The organism is Micromonospora sp. NPDC023814 (assembly GCF_040639595.1).
Classification (GTDB): Bacteria; Actinomycetota; Actinomycetes; order Mycobacteriales; family Micromonosporaceae; genus Micromonospora.
In genome coordinates, this window is record NZ_JBFAAF010000083.1 from 1 (window position 1) to 18,493 (window position 18,493).

An 18,493-nucleotide genomic window follows, 5' to 3' on the forward strand; every position below is an offset into this window, starting at 1 on the left:
TCCACGATCGACGGCGTTCCGCACACCCAACCATGATCCAACCCGAACGCCCCAGGTCAAGCCGACCCGCCGACGAGCACCTGACCAGTCACGGCCGGACCAAGCCGCCGACGGTCACCCTCAAGCGGGGACTCGACCTCAACGGTGACCTCTGGCTCTGGCACCAGAAGGTGCGCAACCTGATGTACGACGCGTACCGGGACTGCGCGCTGAAGCTCTACGGGCCCGGTGACGACCTCAACGGCGACGCCCGGCTGACCTACATGATGACCAACGCCTGGCCGGCGAAGGTGGAGGTCAGCGGGGTCAAGGCCGGCTCGACCGACATCGTCTACCAGACGGTCACGCTGATGTGCGACGACCTGTTCGACTTCAATGCGCGGATCTGACCTCGCCGAGCCCGCCGCCGGACCGGCGGCGGGCCTGCGCACCGAGTTCCCGTTCGTGCTGCCCCGTGGGCTGGTCGACGACCGGGGCACGGTGCACCGGCAGGGCGTCCTGCGGCTCGCCACGGCCCGCGACGAGATCAACCCCCAGGGCGATCCCCGGGTACGGCAGAACCCGGCGTACCTCAGCGTGCTGCTGCTGGCCCGGACGGTGACCCGGATCGGTGCGGTGCAGCCGGTCGACACCACGGTGATCGAGCGGCTCTTCGCCTCCGACCTGGCCTTCCTCCAGGACCTCTACCGGCGGGTCAACCAGCAGGGGCGCACCGGCGCGGAGGTCACCTGCCCGCACTGCGGGGACGAGTTCGCGGTGGACCTGGCCGGCGCCTTGCCGGCGGGAGCCTGACCCAGCCGTCCCGACCACGAACCGGTCCCTGATCTGATTGAGGAGGTGGGGGATGGCCTGGCCCCTCCGGCCCCGCCGGTTGTTCCGGCCGAGCCGCCAGCCGGCCGCCGAGGCGTCCGTCCCGGCGTCGGTGCCGCCCGCCGGGGGACGGTCGTCGCTGGCGGACGCCCCGCTGGCGCGGGTGCCCGTGCCGCTGGCGGCGTACGCCGCTCGGGAGTGGGCCGGAGCCGCCGCGCCCCTGCTGACCGTGGCACCCGTCCCGGCCATGGTCACGATCACCCCGCCCCCGGTGGTGGCGGGTGTCCCGTCGTCCGGGCCGGCCTTCTCCGACGGGGCCGCTGGCGCCGCCGCCGTCCTCCGGTCCGCCGGGCCCGTCGCCGCACCGCTGCTCACCGAGCACACCGGCCGCCCGGTGGACGCGCCCCGCACGCTGGCGCCGGTCGTCCCGGCCGCCACCCACGGGACCCCGCTGACCGGAAACGACGACCTGCACCCGGCCACCGGCCTGAAGCACCATCCGGACCGGGCCAGCAGCCTGAAGCCCGACCTGGACCCGGCCACCGGACCGGCGCGCGACGGTGGCCCGGCCGGGCATGACGAGGCGACAACCCGGACCGCCACCCGGTTCGCCGCTGTCGGACTGCCGATCGCGCCCGTCTGGCCGCCCCCCGGTTTCGAGGACGTCTACCTCGCGGCGGAGGCCACCCGGGCGGCGGAGGCGGCCCGCCCGGCCGGCACGCCGGGGGCCGTGCGACAGCGGGGCGAGACCGCACCGCGTGCCACCGATCCGCCGCCCGACAGCGGGCAACTCGGTGCCGGCTCGGCAACGGCGGACGGTCGGGCGGTCCGCCCGGTCGAGGTGGTCTCCCGTGCCCGGTCCGCCCGGCGCACACCGCCCCGCCCGGCTCCGGCGGGGGAGGACAGGCCGGTCACCCCCACGACGGAGGTAGGGCCGGTGGACGCGGCGAGCGCCCCGGTGGACCGCCCGGCAGCAGTACCCGCGACGAACACCGCCCCGCACCCGGCCGAAGACCCGCCGCCCGGGTCGACCGCCGGACCGGACGACCCGTCGGCAGGTGGCCCGGTCGCCGTGACGCAGGGTGGGGCCGCCATCCGTCCGGCGGGTGACCAAGCTGCGCTGTCGCCGGCCCGGTTCCTGACCCGGCGTACGGACACCTCATCAGTCGGCAGCGGGGAACGGCCGGCGCCGCTGCCACCCGTCACGACCGGAATGCCGGCATCGGTCATCCGCACGGAACTCCCGACCCAACCTCCCGGTCCACCACCGGTCGGCGGTGCGGTGTCGGTCACCGGCCCACCGCCGGTCAGCCGTCCGGTGCCCACCAGCGGCGCGGTGCCCGGCGACGCGGGGGAGCCGATCGCCGGTGCCCCACAGCTCCCGATCCCCCCCAGCGTCGCGGCGTACGCCGATCCGCGTCCCACCGGGACGGAACCGACGTCGGGCGCGTCCACCCCGGGCACGCCCACCCCGCCCGCGTGGCGCCCGGCGCCCCTGGCCGGGCCCGCCAACGGTACGCCGGTGGTCGCGGACCCGCGGCCGGTGCCGGCAACCGGCACCGGACCGGCACCGGCCACGGACGACCGGATCACCTCCGGAACAGCCGTGCCGTCCACTGCGGGCGGTCCGTTCCGTCGGTCGTCTCCGGTGACCGGGATCGATGGGGAGCCGGCGACGCCGGAGCGCAGATCGCGAAACGACCTGACCGGTGGTGATCCGCCGGACAACGCGCCGCCCGCCCGGCCGGGGCACCCACCGGCCGTGCCGCCGCGCTACCCGGACCCGTCGTCCCGGGTACTCCCGGCCGCACCGGCTGAGGGGCTTCCCGGCGAGCCCGTGCCCACCGTACTGGTGGACGGGTTCCGCCGCCGGTACGGCGTCGACGTCTCGGGCGTGCCGGTCCGACGTGGTCCCGAGGCCACCGCCGAGGTACGGCAGGCCGATGCCCGTGCCGCCACCCGGAACGGCGAGGTCCTGTTGCCGGCGGAGGCCGGCCCGCTCGACGCGCCGCCCGCCCGGGCCCTGCTCGCCCACGAGCTGGCCCACGTCGTGCAGCAGCGCGTGCTCGGCGGGACGACCCCGGCGGAGTCGACGGCCGCCGGACGTGACCTGGAGGCACGTGCCCTGGCCGCCGAGCACGCCTTCGGCGACGCGTCCACGCCGAACGGGGTGGGCCCGCTGTCCCCGACGGTGCCCCTGGTGGCCGGTGGTGCGGCCGTCCCCGCCGGACCGACCTCGACGTCCGCTGGGGGCGCCTGGGGGGTGACGCCGGACGGCGGGCTGAGCTGGCGGGCCGGTCCCGTCGGCCCGGCCCCGACGGGTCACCCGGTCCAGCGGGCACCCGTGGGGGGCTCGGCCGACGCCCTGGCCGACCTGCGTGACCTGGTGCGGGCCGAGGTGAACCGGCAGGAAGGGGCCGAGCAGGTCGGGTCGTCCGAGCCTGTGCCGGAGACGACCCTGGCGGCGCTACGGGCCGAGGTGGCCGCCGCGACCGCCCCGCCCGCGTTCGACCGGAGTGCCGGCCGCCTCGCCGAGGTCCGCGACGCGGTGGAGCGACTCCGCGAGGAGCTGCGTACCGCGACGGAGCGGGAGGAGGCCGCCACGGCTCGCCTCGACCGGGACACCACGTCCCTGCGGTCCTGGCTCGGTGACCGGCTGCCGGGGCGGACGGTGAACCTGGACAACGCGGACGACCTGGAGGAGCTGGCCGGACGCCTCTACGGACGGCTGCGCGGCCGGCTCCGACAGGAACTGCTGGTCGACCGGGAACGCGGCGGACGACTGGCCCGGTCTCCCTGACCCGACGACGCCCGACCGAGGAACACCCGACACCGGAGCACCGCACCGGAAACGCGCGACCCACCAGCACGACGACGCAGACGACGAGGAGGTACGGAACGATGGCGGGCGGTCTCTCCACCGCGGCCCGGTTCATGGGCGGCTTCTTCGAGGTCACCGGAGTCAACCACCGGTACCTGGTGGTCATCGACGACGAGCGATACAACCTCGGCTCCTGGTCCCGGGTCTCCGGCCTCGGCGTGACCTGGCAGGTCTGCGAGTACCGCGCCGGGGACAGCAACGACGTCCACACCTTCGTGGGCGCGCCGACCTACAGCCGGATCCGACTCAGCCGGGCGGTCTGCTTCGACTCTCAGGTGGTGCAGGAGTGGCTCTGCCAGCAGGCCCGGCGGTACCAGCCGCTCAGCGGCAGCATCCAGCTCGTCGACAGACTCGGCATCAAGATCGTCGGCTGGGAGTTGAAGCACTTCTTCCCAGTCGGCTGGTCGGTGTCCGAACTCGACCCGAGTCGGGCCGGGGTCGCCGTGGAGACCCTGGAGCTGGCCCACACCGGCTTCCTCGACGACGACGTCTCGTTCTCGCTCTGACCCGGCCCTGCACCACCGCAGCCAGACCACGAACGGAGCAGTGATGGCGACGATCTCCGCGGGGCAGCTCGGCGGGATGCTGGGCGACCCGAACCAGACCGCGCAGGGGCTGGCCTCCGGCGGCCTGGCGCAGTTGTTCCGCAGCGGACCCGGGGTCCGGCGGACCGACAAGCTCGGCCTCGCCATGCGATTCCAGGTGACCATCGGCGGCGTCCAACTCGGCCTCTGGCGCTCCTGCCGGGGCCTGCGGGCCGACTTCAAGCCGGAGGTGGTCCGGGTGAGCGGGGACCACGTCGGCCAGTACCACCTGCCGGGCGAGGTCAGCTACCCGCCGATCGTGCTGGAACGGGCCGTCCACCGGGAGCACTCCGCGCGGTTGCAGCGCTGGCTGGTCGACGTCCTGGGCTCCTGGCGGGACGGCACCGGCGACGACACCCGGACCACCGCCCGGGTCACCCTGCTCGACGCCGACGGCGAACCGGTCGACAGTTGGCTGCTCTACGGCGTACGCCCGTCCTCGTGGTCCGGACCGGACCTCTCCGCCGACACCAACCAGGTGGCGGTGGAGCGCCTGGAACTGGTACACGAGGGCTTCTTCCCCGACCTCCAGGTCCGGGCGGCGACGGCGTCGCTGTCGTCGCCGACGATCGGCACGGTCACCTTTGCCTACAACCCGACCAAGATGAACATCACCCGATCCTCCCGGGCCAGCCAGCTCGTCGGGCAGGGCAAGGGCCTGGTGATCGCCTCGGACACCGCGCTGCGGGTGTCGGCGGGGGAGGTGCTCCTGGTCGGGCCCGGCGTCGCGCAGGACGTGCAGAAGCTGATCGCCTTCTCCGGAACGCCCACCACCGAGGACCAGAACCGCACCGCCAGCGAGGCTGCGCTGCCCGATCTCACCTTCACCTGGGGCAAGCTCTCCATGACGGTCAAGCTGAGCATGCTGAACGTCAACCTCACCCGGTTCGACGGGGACGGGCAGCCGATCCGGGCCCAGGCCACCCTGGACCTGGTCGTGTTCGAGGGGGAGATCTTCCCCAGGCAGTCCGGTGCCCCTGCACCGCCCCGCTCGGTGTGGACCGACCCGGCGCAGTGGCGGCAACGGGCCGCGGCGAGCGGCATCGACGACCCGACCCGGGCCCAGACCCGTGGCGGTGCCGGGGGAGTGCCGACGCCGGGGGCGCGGCGATGAGCGCCGTCGACCGGCACCACCTGCTCTGGGGTACGACCGCCCTGCGCCCCCGGGTCACCACCGGCGCGGCCGGCCGGAACCTGCCGGCACCGGTCGCCGCCGGTCTCGTCCGGGTGGTGGTGGACACCCAGCTCTGGTTGCCGGACATGTTCGAGTTGACCTTCGCCGACCTGGACGGTGACGTGCTCACCCGGGCCGGTCTGCAGCTCGGCACGGCGGTGCAGGTCTTCGGCCCCACCCAGGACGGCTCGGCCGAGCACCGGCTGATCAGTGGCGAGGTGACCGCCCTGGAGGGCCGCTTCGTCGACCTCACCGCGTACGTGGTGGTGCGCGGCTACACCCACGACCACCGGTTGCACCGGGTCCGCCGGACCCGTACCTTCCTCAACCAGTCCGACTCCGACATCGCCCGCCAGGTCGCCACCGCCGCCAAGTTCACCGTCGGCACCGTCGACGCCACCGGCGGCACGCTGGCCCATGTCGCCCAGGTCGATCAGACCGACTGGGAGTTCCTCACCGGCCGGGCCCGGGAACTCGGCTACGAGGTCGGCGCCGACGGCGACCGGTTCCACTTCCGGCGGGCCGCCACCGCCAGCCGGGCCGGCACCCCGCTGCCGCTGACCTTCCGGGGCAACCTGCGCCGCTTCCTGCCCCGGGTCACCGCCGGCAACCTCGCCCCCGAGGTCGAGGTGCGGGCCTGGGACCCGGTCGCGGCGACGGTGGTCGCCAGCCGTACCGCGACCACCGCCGACGGGGTGAACCTGGGCGCGGGCCGGACCCCGGCCGCTGCCGTCGATGCCTTCGTGCCCCGCGCCGCCCCGGCTCCGCGTACCGGCAACAGCGCTGTCGGTGACGTCGGGCCGGCCCCGGGCCCCCGGGCGCACGTCCTGGTCGGCCGGGGCCTGCCCGTCCCGGACCGGGCCGACGGCGCGGTCCGGCAGGTGGCGGCGAGCCTGGCGGCCGGCCTCGGTGGCTCGTTCGCCGAGGCCGAGGGGGAGGCGCTCGGCGACGCCCGGCTGGTCGCCGGCCGGGCGATCCGGGTGGACGGGGTACCGGCGCCGTTCGCCGGCACCTGGACGCTCAGCGCCGCCCGGCACGTCTTCGACGAGACCGCCGACGGGTACCGGACCGAGTTCACCGTCGGCGGCACCCAGGACCGGTCGCTGCTCGGCCTCACCGGCGCCGCCGACACCGGCGGCGGAACCGGGTCAGGTCGGATCGACGGGGTGGTCTGCGGGGTGGTCAGCAACGTCCGGGACCCGCGGAACCTGGGCCGGGTGAAACTCGCCCTGCCCTGGCTGTCGCCGGACCACGAGACCGACTGGGCGCCGGTCGGGCAGCTCTTCGCCGGTCCGGTCGCCGGGGCGTTCTTCGTTCCCGAGCCGGGCGACCAGGTGCTGGTGGCCTTCGAGTTCGGCGACGTACGCCGCCCGTACGTGCTGGGCAGCCTGCCCAGCCGGCACACCGGGTACGGCCTGGACGGCGCACAGACCTCGTCGACGAAACCGGGTGCCAGCGGCGTCAAGTCGGTCGGTCAGACCGGCTCGGTGATCCGACGCGGGCTGCTCTCGCCGTCCGGCAACCGGCTGGTCTTCCACGACGAGGTGCCGCCCGGCGGCAAGGGCCAGCCCACCGCCGCGAACGTCGTCCTCGGCACCAAGGGCGACAAGCTCGCCCTCGCCATGGACCAGGTGGCCGGGGAGGTGACCCTGCGCTGCGCCCCCGACCGACCCGGAAAGCTGGTCATCGAGTGCACCGGGCAGACCGCCGTGGAGATCAAGGCCGGGCCCGGCGGCAGCATGACCCTCGACGGCGGCACCAGCCTGAAGCTCAAGGCCAAGACGGTCGACATCGACGGTACGCAGATCAACATCAGCGGCACCGCGGCGACCGCCATCAAGGGCAAACCCATCCAGCTCAACTGAGGAGTGCCATGCAGGCCGACGTCATCGGCACCGGGTGTGCCTTTCCTCTGCGCGTCCAGCCCCACGGCGGGCTCGCCACGGTCAGCGGGACCGCCCTGCTCGAGCAGGCGATGCAGGTGATCCTGGCGACCTACCCGGGCGAACGCCCGATGCGGCCGGAGTTCGGCTCCCGGCTGCGCGACTTCGTCTTCGAGCCGGCCACCGCCGTGACCCGCCGCGCGGTCGCGGTGGAGATCCGTACCGCGCTGGAACGGTGGGAACCCCGGGCCGAGATCGACGAGGTCGCCGTCTACGACGACCCAGCCGGCGGCGACGGGCTGCTGCACATCGACATCCGCTACCGGGTTCGCGGCACCGAGGATCCGCACAGCCTCCAGCTCGACCTGCGAACGTCGCCCGGTGGCGAGGCCCCGGCCGGGGCGGAGGTGCCGAACTGATGGCGCTGCCCGCCCCCGCCCTCGACGACCGAACCTACGACGACCTGGTCGCCGACGCGCGTCGGTTGATCGCCGACCGCTGCCCGGAGTGGACCGACCTGCACCCGGCCGACCCCGGCGTGACCCTGATCGAGACCTTCGCGTCCCTGACCGACCAGCTCGTCTACCGGCTCAACCGGGTGCCCGACCGGCTCTACGTGAAGTTCCTGGAGCTGATCGGGGTGCGCCTGGTGCCGCCCACCGCGGCCCGGACCTCGTTGACGTTCTGGCTCTCCACGCCGGCCCGGGCCACCCAGGTCGTCCCGGCGGGCACCCGGGCGGTCACCGTCGCCGACGGCGACGACCCGCTGGTCTTCACCACCCTGGCCGACCTCACCGTGCCGCCCTGCGCCCTGACCCGGTTACGTGTCCGCACCGCCGACGGGACCACCGACCAGACCGCCGCCCTGGAACTCGGCGGCCCGGTGGCCGCGTTCTCCGCCGTGCCCCGGCCGGGCGACGAACTGCTGGTCGGCCTGGACCGGCCGGTCGGTGGCTGCGCGGTGCGGCTGGAGTTCGAGGGCCGGGTGGACGGCGTCGGGGTCAACCCGCAGCACCCTCCGCTGCGCTGGGAGGCGCGGGCCGCCGACGGCTGGCGGGAGTGCGAGGTCAGCCTGGACGAGACCGGCGCGCTCAACCGGCCCGGGGCGCTCCTGCTGCACGTACCCGAGGGACACCAGGCCACCCTGGTCGACGGCGTCCTCGCCGGCTGGCTGCGCGCCCGGGTGGTGGAGCCCGAGGAGGGCCAGCCGGCCTACCGCGCCACCCCGGTGATCCTCGGTCTGGCCGCCAACACCGTGGGCGGCAGCACCGAGGCGGTGCACGCCGACCTGGTCGACGACGAGGAACTCGGCGACTCGGAGGGGGTGCCCGGCCAGCGTTTCCCGCTGTCCCGCCGGCCGGTGCTGACCAACCTCGGCGACCCGGTGCTCGAGGTCGGCTCCGACGACGGCTGGCAGCCGTGGACCCCGGTCCGCCACTTCGCCGCCAGCGGCCCGGACGACCGGCACTTCCTGCTCGACGGGGTGGCCGGGGAGGTCGTGCTCGGCCCGGCGGTCCGGCAGCCCGACGGCACGCTGCGCCGCCACGGTGCCGTGCCGCCCCGGGGCAGTCGGCTGCGGCTGCGCCGCTACGCGGTCGGCGGTGGCAGCCGGGGCAACGTCGCCGCCAGCGCGGTCCGCGCGCTACGCACCAGCGTCCCGTACGTCGCCGGAGTGGAGAACCGCCACCCGGCCAGCGGCGGCGTGGACGGCGAGACCCTGGACGAGGCCCGCCGCCGGGGTCCGCTGACGCTGCGCAGCCGGGACCGCGCGGTCACCGCCGAGGACCACGAGGTGCTCGCCCGCGAGGCGGCCCCCGAACTGGCCCGGGTGCGCTGCGTAGCGAGCGACGGCGACGGCCCGCCGGTGGCCCGGATCCTGGTGGTGCCGGCGGCCCCGACCGACCGGGGCCGGCTGCGGCTGGAGGACCTGATCCCGGCCGAGACGAGTCTGACGCGGGTGGCCGAGCGGCTGGACGCCACCCGGCTGATCGGTACCCGGGCGGTCGTCGAGCCGCCCCGCTACCGAGGGGTGACCGTGGTGGCCCGGGTGGTCGCCCGGCCCCGGGTCCGCGTCGACCGGGTCCGCGAGGACGGCCTGGCCGCCCTCTACGGCTTCCTCAGCCCGCTGTCCGGCGGCGGCCCGGACGGGCTGGGCTGGCCCTTCGGCCGCCCGGTGCAGGCCGGGGAACTCTTCGCCGTGCTGCAAGGGGTCCGGGGCGTGGAGCTGGTGGAGGACCTGAGGCTGTTCACCGCCAACCCGGTGACCGGGGAACGGGGCGCCGAGGCGGGCCGGATCGACCTGGAGCCGGACAGCCTCGTCTTCTCCTTCGACCACCAGCTCCGGGTGGAGGAGCACTGATGCGCGGCCTGGTCGACGTGCGGATGCCGTACCCGGTCGCCGGGTTCCTACCCGCCCTGTTGCAGGAGGACGACCTGCTGGTCCGCTGGACCGAGGCCCTGGACCAGGTGCTCGCCCCGGTCGTCTCCACCCTGGACTGCCTCGACGCGTACCTCGATCCGTGGCTGACGCCGCCGGACCTCCTGCTCTGGCTCGGCGAGTGGGTCGGTGCGCACCTGGACGAGAACTGGCCGGTCGAGCGGCAGCGCGCGATGGTCGCGGCCGCGGCCGCGGCGCACCGGCTACGGGGCACCGCGCGCGGGCTCCGAATGCTGCTGGAGCTGGCCACCGACGGCGAGGTGGAGGTCGTGGACTCGGCCGACGTCTCCTGGTCGACCCACCCGCGATCGCACACCGGGCCGGTCCCGCCGGCCCGGCTGCACGTCCGCGTCCGGGCGGCCGAACCCGACCGGGTCGCCCGGCACGCCCTGGAGGAGCTGATCCGCGCGGCCGTGCCGGCCCACGTCGCGACGACCCTGGAGGTGCTCGGCCGTGATCGTCTGTCGTGAGTGCGGCAACCACAACGGTGACGCGGACACCTTCTGCGGTTCCTGCGGGAGCTTTCTCGAGTGGACCGGCGAGAAGACCACGCCGAAGGTCACCGTGGAGCCCGAGCCCGAGCCCGAGCAGCGCCTGCGTCCGACCCTGCTGCAACGCATCGCCGGCGTGATCGCGCCGGCCCCGGGCGGTTCCCCGGTCGACCAGGGCGTGGTCCGGGTCTCGGACGGCTCCGCCCGGGGACCGGGGGCCCGTCCCGGGCTGGGCGGTGCCCCGGGGTTGCCCGGTGGACCCGGTGGGACCCGACCGGGCGCACCCGGCACCGGCCGCCCGGGTGCGCCGCCCGGTCTCCGTCCCGGCCCGCCCGGGGTGTCCCGTCCCGGTCCGCCGGCAGGCGGCGGTCCCGGAACGCCCCCGGGCGTGCGTCCCGGCCCGCCCGGCACCGGCCCGGCGGTCCCACGTCGCCCCGGGCCCGGCACCGTCGGCCCGAGGGCGGTGCCGCCGGGGATCCCGGCACCGGGAACCGGTGGCCCCGCAACCCCGGCTGTCCGTCCCGGTCCGCCGGGGACCGGTGGCGCGGGCGTTCCGGGTGTTCGTCCGGGCCCGCCCGGCACCGGTGGTGGTGCGGTCCCGGGGCTTCGTTCCGCCCCGGCTGTTCCGCCGGGCGTGGGCGTGAGGCCGCCGGGTACGGGTGGGCCGCCGCGCCACCTGCCCCCACCGCCACCGGGGGTGGCCAACGCACGGTTGCCCCGACCGGTCGAGCGCCCCGCCGGCACCCGGCCCGGCGTGCCCGACGGACCACCGCCCGGCCCGGCGCGGCCTGCCTCCGGCGAACCCGGGAGCGCTGACGGGCCCGGGACCGATGCCGGGCCTGCCGGGCCGTCCCGGCCGGCCGGAGCGGATCCGGACCACGAACCGGTCGACGCGGTCGAGGTGACCGCCGTCGGGTCGGCCGCGCCAGAACCGACCGACGGGGCGGGCCGGGCCGACGATCCGGACCAGGAGCCCGTCCCGGCACCGCGTCCCCGGCGCGCGCTCGCCGCGCCGCACACCAGCCCACTGGTGGCGACCGAGGAGGACCCGGCCAGCCGGGCCGGGCGGACGACCATCGGCCGGACGTCCGGGCGGCCCCGTGCCGGTGGCCCGGTCGGCTCCGAACCGGAGGAGGTGACGCCCCAGCCGGTCCGGCCCCGGACGGCCACGACCGGCCGACGCGCTCCCACCCGCCGGCTGGAACCGGGTGACCTGATCTGCGGCGAGTGCGGCGAGGGCAACCCGCCGACCCGCCGGTTCTGCAGCCGCTGCGGCGACTCGCTGCGTACCGCCGAGGTGGTCCGCCGCCGGTGGTGGCAACGGCTGCTGTTCCGGCGTGGCCCGAAGGTCGCAGCGGCGGGCACCCGTCCCGGCGCCCCGGGCGGTGGCTCGGGTGGCGGTGTCGTCGGTGTGCTCCATCGCGTCTACCAGCGGGCGAACGGGGTCGCCGCGGTGCTGCTCTTCGCGCTCGGTATCGCGTACCTGATCTATCCGCCGCTGCGGGAACGGGTGAACGCGGTCGTGATGCCGCCGGTGCACGACGCCCGCGCCTGGGTCGACCGGAAGCTCAACCCCCGGTTCGTGGCGGCCCGGCCGGTGGAGGTGACCGGCAGCACGTCGGTCGCCGAGCACGGCCCGGACCTCACCGTCGACCAGTACCGCAACACGCACTGGCAGGTCCGCTGGGACGCCGAACAGCCGCCCACGGTGACCCTGCGCTTCGGCGCCGAGGTCGACCTGGAACGGCTCATCGTCATCGCCGGGACGGCGGAGGACTACACCGCCTCGCACCGACCGGCGAAGTTGCACCTGGTCTGGTCCACCAACCGCTCGGACACCGTGACCGTGCAGGACACCGGCGAGCCGCAGACCCTCACGCTGACCGCCGCCAAGGGAGTCACCAGCGTGCAGATCCAGGTCACCGACGTGTACCGGGCGGAGAAGGGCACCGACGTGGCCGTCAGCGAACTCGAGTTCTTCGCCCGGGAGTGACGCTCCCCGGCGGCGCGGTCCACCGCACCACCACCCCGACCACCACCGTCGGTCACCCGTCCGGCGGTCCACCTGAGACGGAGGTACGTCCGTGGCAGAAGCAGCCATCGTACTGAACACCACCGCCGGCCTGACCGGGTTCGTCACCGGCCAGGCACGGGGACTGACCGAAGGTCTGTTCCAGGTCACCGGCTTCAACGACGCCCGCTTCGAGAAGGAGATGCCGCTGGACATGCTGGCGTCGCCGAACCCACTCGGGGACAAGCAGGTCGTCATGGTGCGGGGCAGCCAGTCCGTGGACCACGTGTACTGGCTGCGCTACCTGCGCCGGGGCAAGGTCGGGGTGACCGACCGGAAGCGGGTCTGCGTGGAACTGCTGGTGCGGTTCACCACCTTCGACTACGTGCCGAAGGCCGGCCAGCACCTGAAGACCCGCCACCTGAACGCGCTCGCCGACTACCCGATGTGGGGCATCTCGGGACTGAGCATCTCGCTGATGGCCACCGGCCGGGGCCGGAACCCGTTCAACAAGTTCAACGAGGTCGGCAGCCTCGTCTTCGACACCACGCCGATCACCAGCGGGCTGCCGCACTTCCGGATCAACTACCGGGTCCAGCACCAGGCCAAGACCGTCATGGGGGCCACGCTCGCGCTGAACCACAACGACGTCGGCGCGTTCCTGGTGCACAGCAACGGCCTGCTGGAGATCGCCCCCGGCGAGGGACGGACCGAGAAGCACTTCCGCATCACGCCGCTTAGCGGACGGGTGCACAACCGGCCGAGCCTGATCGGCGCGGTCAACGCCCCGACCGGCCGGATGTCCCTGCTCACCGCCACCCAGATCATCCGGAGCGCCGGGCAGGACGCGAACGCGCTCGCCGCCCACGAGCACGCCGGCCTGCGGGTGATCGGATTCGACCAGCTCAACGGCCCGAACACCCTGACCGTCGACAGCGCCGTCGCCAACGGGGTGGTGGCCCGGGCGGGCCAGAACGGCCGCCAGGGGGCGATGCGGCTGGAGTACATCCGCAACGGTGGCGTGCTGGGCAGCCAGGTCCGCACCAAGATCAGGGTCCTGTTGCTGCTCCGCTACACCCTGGTGCACTACTTCACCGACCCGGACCAGGCCGGCAACCGCCAGGTCGTCCAGCAGAACGGGGTCCGGTACGCCAGCTTCCGGGACGTGTCGCTCACCGTGCTGGACACCGTCGCGGGTGATCCGCTCGTGGTCGGCGAGGACGGGGCCAGGTACGACATCAAGGCGATCAAGAACCGCTTCCACGAGACGTCGACCCTGCGGTTCGGCGCGCGGATCGAGGAGGTCGACGGTCAGGTCGGGTCCCAGGTGAAGATCACCTGGCGGGCCCAGCACGCGGGTTCGGTCGGCAAGTCCCAGTCCCACGACAACAACGGCAACTTCCGGCTCGGCGTCGACCAGTCCGGCAATCCGGTGCTGCGCCTGCTCGACGAGGACAGCAACAAGTACTTCACCGTGACGGGCTGACAGGGGAGCCGAGATGAGCAACTACCCGGAGACCTTCGACCCGACCGGGCCGGCGAGCCTGGAGGACGCGTACCTCTACCTGAACTGGACGGCGGTGAGCGTCGGCCGGATCCTCGCCGGGCAGCCGGAGACGAGCTGGGAGCTGCTGCCCGGCCTGCTCGGCGAGAAGTGGGGCGACCTGGACTGGTACCAGCACAACGAGTGGCTGGCCGACTTCTACGACACCGTCTACCAGTACGCCAGCTCCGTGCCCCCGGCCGAGATCTTCGCCGTGGACGAGCTGGGCGAACCGGCGGCGGACATGGCGCGCGTGATCGACAGGGTGGTGCAGACCTGGACCCTCGCCGCCTACCAGGACCCGGAGGCCGACGAACAGTCTGACGACGAACAGGACCAGTGGACCGGGCAGGACCAGTGGGTCGAGCAGGACCAGTGGACCACCGGGCAGGAGCAGTGGACGCCCCAGGAGCACGACACCGGGCTCGACCCGTCCGTCGGCCACCACCCGGAGGCGGAGTACGACCCGACCGCCGGGTTCGACCCGGAGACCGGAACCGCCGACCAGCCGGACCCTGCGCGGCAGGAGCCGCTGACCCACGTCGACCCGGACGCCGCCCGGCGGGTCCTCGCCAAGGTGCTCGACGACGAGGTGGACGACCTCTCGGCCGAGGACGAACAGATCCTGGCCACTGTGCTCACCCTCGAGAGGTTCCAGTACCTGGCCCGCGAGTTCGACCTGGTCTGAGGCGGCGGCCCGGGACGCCCGGGTGGACCGCCGACCGGTTCCACCGACCCCGCGTCGGCTGATCCCCACCGGGCCCACGCCGACCGGCCCCGCCGATTCCGCGCCGGCCAGCCCCACCGGCTCGGCACCGCGCCGGCCGTCCCGCGTCACCCGACGCCGGGCGGCCGGCCGGCGGGCCGCCACCGGCCGAGGCCGTCGAGCCGGTCGGCCTCCCGCCGGTACGCCGTCTGCTCGGCGGCGGTGAGGCCGGCGACCGGGCCGATCCCGGCGAGCAGCCGCAGGCTGCGCAACCGGCCGAGGAGATGGCCGGTCTCCCGGTGCGTCGCCAGCGCGTCGCGGGCCGTCCGTACCGCCGCCACCGGGTCCCGGCCGCTCAGCGCCTCGGCCCTGGTGACCAGGGCGTGGCCCACCCAGACCCGGTACCCGGCGGCCCGGGCCACCTCCCACGCCTGCCCCGCCACGGCGAGCGCCTCGGTCGGAGCGGTCCGTCGGTGCACCTCGGCCAGTCCGATCAGCGATTCCGCCTGCTCACCGTGGGCACCGCTGGCCCGGGCCAGCGCCAGCGCCCGCCGGTGCTCCGTCACCGCGGCGTCGCCGTCTCCCCGCCGCAGGTGCACCATGCCCAGCACGTTGCGGGCGGCGGCCTGCTGGGGCGGGTCGCCGACCAGCTCGGCCAGGGCCAGTGCGGCCTCGGCCAGTTCGGTCGCCCGGGCCAGGTCGTCCGCGTGCACGTGCAGCGCGGCCAGTCGCCGCAGGCTCTCCACCTCCGTCGGCCGGTAACCGGTCTCCCGGCTCACCTCCAGGGCCTCGCCGAGGTGGGCCAGGGCATCGTCGTACCGGCCGAGGGCGTGCTCGACGTCCCCGAGGTTGCTCAGGCTGATTCCCGTGTTCATCCGCATGCCGGTACGCCGGGTCAGCGCCAGCCCCTGCCGGAAGACCTCCTCGGCGTCGCGTAGCCGACCCATGTCGCGGTAGATGACCCCGAGGTTGCCGAGACTGGTGCTCAACCGCTCGGCTCCGCCGAGCCGTTCGTGGATCTCCACCGCCCGCCGGGTCAGCTCCGCCGCGTCGGCCAGCCGCCCGGCCCGCAGGTGCATCAACCCGCAGGTGCCGTACGCCGCCGCCAGCCCTTCGGGCCAGTCCGCCCGGGTGGCCGCGTCGATCATCGCCGTCGCGTGTTCCAGGCCCACCCGGTACTCGCTGCGGCGTAGGTGCAGGCTGGCCAGTCCCAGCCGGCTCGCGGCCTCGCCCGCCTCGTCGCCGGCGGTCTGCGCGGCGCGCAGCGCGTGGGCCGCCGCCAGGAAGCCGTCGCTGTGCGGGCGGAACTGGTAGTACCCGCGCAGCGCGTCGGGGATCCGCCAGGCGGCCGGGTCCGCGTGCTCGGCGGCGTGCGCGACGACCCGGACCAGGTTGGTGCGTTCCGCCTCCAGCCAGGCCATCGCCTCGCCGGCCGAGGCGAACCCCGCCGCGTCGTCGGTGCCGAGCTCCCTGCTCGACGGCAGGCGCACCATCTGCGGGTAGGTCGCTGCCGCGGCGGCCTCGGCGCGTCGTTGGCACCAGGCGTAGAGCCGCCGGGTCGCCGCGCGCAGCTCCGGTGCCGGGTCCTCGGCGGTGGCCCGCTCCACTGCGTAGATCCGCAGCAGGTCGTGGAAGGTGTACCGGCCGGTGCGGGGCTGCTGCACCAGGTGCGCGGCGGCGAGCCGGTCCAGCTCCCGCGCGGCCGTGGCCTCGTCGACCGCGGCGACGGCGGCGGCCGCCGGCACGGTCACGTCCGCCCCGGGCGCCGGCCCGAGCAGCCGGAAGAGCCGGCGGGTCGAGGGGGGCAGCGCCGCGTACGACAGGTCGAAGGCCGCCCGGACGGCGGCCTGGTCGTCCCCCTCGACCCGCAGCCCGGCGAGCTGGTTGCCGGCGCTGAGCCGGGCGGTGTGCGCACTGATCGGCCGGCCCGGATGGTCGATGAGGTCGGCGGCGGCGATTCGCAGCGCCAGCGGCAACCGGGCGCACACCTCCGCCAGCTCGGCGATCTCGGCCGGGGCGGCGGCCACCTGGTCGGCAGGGATGATCCGGGTCAGCAGGGCGCTGGCCTCGGCCCCGGTGAGCACGTCGAGGGGGAGGCGGCGCGCGCCGTCGATCGCGACCAGCCCACTGAGCCGGTCCCGGCTGGTGACCAGCGCCAGGCAGCCGGGGGTGCCGGGCAACAGCGGTCGGACCTGGTCGGCGCTCGCCGCGTTGTCGAGCACCAGCAGCATCCGGCGGCCGTCGAGCAGGGTACGCAGCAACGCGGCGGCCTGGTCCGGGTCGACCGGGATCTGCTCGGCCGGCACGCCCAGCGCGTGCAGGAACCCGGCGAGCGCCTCGCCCTCGCGGACCGGGTTGGCCGTCGAGTAGCCCCGCAGGTTGACGTAGAGCTGCCCGTCCGGGAAGTGCTGCCGCACCCGGTGGGCCCAGTGTACCGCCAGAGCGGTTTTGCCCACCCCGGCCATACCCGTGATCGTGGCGACGACGACCGGCCCGCTGGCGCCGGTCGACGCGGCCAGCAGGGTGTCGAGCGCGGCCATCTGGCTGCTCCGGCCGGTGAAGTGCGCGACGTCGGCCGGCAGTTGGGCCGGCGGCCGGTGGTCGGGCACCCGGGGCGGTGCCGGCTCGACCGGCCGGGGCGGAGCCGAGGCGGCCGTCCCGGCCCGAGGCACGATCACCGGCAGGTCCTGCCGGAGGATGCGCAGCTGCGCCTCGCGCAGCTCCGGGCCGGGCTCCACCCCGAGCTGGTCGGCGAGGCGGTCCCGTAGTTTCCGATGCAGGGTCAGCGCCCGGGCCTGCTGGCCGCAGGCGGCGAGGGTGAGCATCAGCCGGGCGTGCACCTGCTCGTGCAGCGGCTCGTGGCTGGCCACCGCGCTGAGTTCGCGGACCGCCCGGTCCGGCAGGCCCAGCTCCACGGCGAGCGTGGCGTACGTGACGGCGGTGGCGATCCAGCGGCGGTTCAGGGCGGCGGCGGTCGGATGCTGGGCCAGGCCGGGCCCGAGGTCGGTCAGGACCGGTCCCCGCCACAGGGCCAGCGCCTCGGCCAGGCGGTCCAGGCTCGGCAGGTCACCGGCCACACTGCCCTCGGCCCGACCGATCAGGGCGGTGAACCGGGTCAGGTCGAGCTGCCGGGGGCCGACGCGCAGCTGGTAGCCGCCACCGGCGTGCACGATCGTCGGGCCGCCGCCGCTGGTCGGCCCAACTCTCCCGCCCGCCCCGGCAATGCCGTTCGCCCTGCCGCCGCTCGTCCCGCCGCCGGGGTGGGCGAGCGCCCGGCGGAGCCGGGCCACGTAGGTGTGCACCAGGTTCAGGCAGCTGTCCGGCGGATCGTGGCCCCAGAGGACGTCAACGATCTCCTGTCGGGAGATGGTCGTCTCCGGATGCAGAGCGAGCAGACCGAGCAGCATCCGCTGCCGTCCCGAGCCCAGCGCGACCGGCTCCGCGCCCACCCGCAGGGTCAACGGACCGAGCACCCCGATGCGTAGCGACCCCGTCGCGCCGGGCGGCTCCGGGCCGGGTGGCTCCGGGTCGGGCGGGCCGACGGCCTCGGCGATACGGCGCAGTGACTCCGGGCGGGGAGTGCGTACCCGACCCTGTTCGATGTCCCGTACCGCCCGGACGCTGATCCCCGCCCGACGGGCCAACTCCTCCTGGGTCAGCCCGGCGCGCAACCGCCGGAGCCTCAGCTCAGCGCCGTTTTCCGCCATCTTCCTGTTCGCCTCCGCGGCTCGGCCGGCGACCACCGACACGTGATTCTGCCGGTTCGGGGTCAGGTGACCATGATCCAACCAGCCGCCACTAGCCACAGTGGAGAGTAGACGGACTGAGCACGCAGCGTAAACGATCCGCCCGGGTAGCCGTTCTGCCGGTTTCTGCCGGTGCCCGTCCAGCCCGTCGTTGCCCGGACGGGCAACTCCGCAGCTCGACAGGGAGGCGATGGACAGGATCGCCGTCCGGTCGCGTCCAGTGCGCC

Annotated in this window: 14 protein-coding genes; 13 read left to right on the forward strand and 1 reads right to left on the reverse strand. The window is 74.9% G+C overall.

The genetic code is table 11. The features are described 5' to 3' along the window. Nucleotides 1–32: 32 nt before the first annotated feature. From AB0G14_RS30060 to AB0G14_RS30120, 13 genes are all read left to right on the forward strand, one after another. Nucleotides 33–389 (forward strand): phage tail protein, encoded by a 357-nt coding sequence (locus tag AB0G14_RS30060; protein ID WP_357703167.1) that lies wholly within the window; start codon nucleotides 33–35, stop codon nucleotides 387–389. Further along, nucleotides 376–792: a hypothetical protein gene (locus AB0G14_RS30065; RefSeq protein WP_357703169.1), complete on the forward strand. Its 417-nt coding sequence runs from the start codon at nucleotides 376–378 to the stop codon at nucleotides 790–792. The genes AB0G14_RS30060 and AB0G14_RS30065 overlap by 14 nt, the downstream gene beginning before the upstream one ends. A gap of 52 nt (nucleotides 793–844) precedes the next feature. After that, complete coding sequence (locus AB0G14_RS30070) at nucleotides 845–3,610, forward strand: DUF4157 domain-containing protein (RefSeq protein ID WP_357703171.1); 2,766 nt, start codon at nucleotides 845–847, stop codon at nucleotides 3,608–3,610. Between the two features lie 101 nt (nucleotides 3,611–3,711). Then, on the forward strand, nucleotides 3,712–4,197 hold the full coding sequence (locus AB0G14_RS30075) for a phage tail protein (protein WP_357703173.1): 486 nt from the start codon (nucleotides 3,712–3,714) through the stop codon (nucleotides 4,195–4,197). 43 nt (nucleotides 4,198–4,240) lie between these two features. Next, nucleotides 4,241–5,389, forward strand: a complete 1,149-nt coding sequence (locus AB0G14_RS30080) for a phage tail protein (protein WP_357703175.1) — start codon at nucleotides 4,241–4,243, stop codon at nucleotides 5,387–5,389. After that, nucleotides 5,386–7,314: a phage baseplate assembly protein V gene (locus AB0G14_RS30085; protein WP_357703177.1), complete on the forward strand. Its 1,929-nt coding sequence runs from the start codon at nucleotides 5,386–5,388 to the stop codon at nucleotides 7,312–7,314. Before AB0G14_RS30080 ends, AB0G14_RS30085 begins: the two co-directional genes overlap by 4 nt. Before the next feature lie 8 nt (nucleotides 7,315–7,322). Continuing rightward, nucleotides 7,323–7,751, forward strand: a complete 429-nt coding sequence (locus AB0G14_RS30090) for a GPW/gp25 family protein (RefSeq protein WP_357703179.1) — start codon at nucleotides 7,323–7,325, stop codon at nucleotides 7,749–7,751. After that, nucleotides 7,751–9,691, forward strand: a complete 1,941-nt coding sequence (locus AB0G14_RS30095; protein WP_357703181.1) for a putative baseplate assembly protein — start codon at nucleotides 7,751–7,753, stop codon at nucleotides 9,689–9,691. The genes AB0G14_RS30090 and AB0G14_RS30095 overlap by 1 nt, the downstream gene beginning before the upstream one ends. Further along, complete coding sequence (locus tag AB0G14_RS30100) at nucleotides 9,691–10,239, forward strand: phage tail protein (protein WP_357703183.1); 549 nt, start codon at nucleotides 9,691–9,693, stop codon at nucleotides 10,237–10,239. The genes AB0G14_RS30095 and AB0G14_RS30100 overlap by 1 nt, the downstream gene beginning before the upstream one ends. Nucleotides 10,240–10,754: 515 nt before the next feature. Further along, nucleotides 10,755–10,904, forward strand: a complete 150-nt coding sequence (locus AB0G14_RS30105; protein ID WP_357703185.1) for a hypothetical protein — start codon at nucleotides 10,755–10,757, stop codon at nucleotides 10,902–10,904. 257 nt (nucleotides 10,905–11,161) lie between these two features. Then, a complete protein-coding gene (locus tag AB0G14_RS30110) occupies nucleotides 11,162–12,253 on the forward strand; it encodes a hypothetical protein (RefSeq protein ID WP_357703187.1) in 1,092 nt (363 codons plus the stop codon). A 91-nt stretch (nucleotides 12,254–12,344) separates the two neighbouring features. After that, nucleotides 12,345–13,757 carry a hypothetical protein gene (locus AB0G14_RS30115; protein ID WP_357703189.1) on the forward strand — a complete coding sequence of 471 codons (1,413 nt, stop codon included), beginning with the start codon at nucleotides 12,345–12,347 and terminating at the stop codon, nucleotides 13,755–13,757. A 13-nt stretch (nucleotides 13,758–13,770) separates the two neighbouring features. Then, nucleotides 13,771–14,502 (forward strand): hypothetical protein, encoded by a 732-nt coding sequence (locus tag AB0G14_RS30120; protein ID WP_357703191.1) that lies wholly within the window; start codon nucleotides 13,771–13,773, stop codon nucleotides 14,500–14,502. A 146-nt stretch (nucleotides 14,503–14,648) separates the two neighbouring features. Here AB0G14_RS30120 and AB0G14_RS30125 read toward each other — a convergent pair whose 3' ends face one another. Then, nucleotides 14,649–18,227 (reverse strand): BTAD domain-containing putative transcriptional regulator, encoded by a 3,579-nt coding sequence (locus AB0G14_RS30125; RefSeq protein WP_357703193.1) that lies wholly within the window; start codon nucleotides 18,225–18,227, stop codon nucleotides 14,649–14,651. Nucleotides 18,228–18,493: the final 266 nt, after the last annotated feature.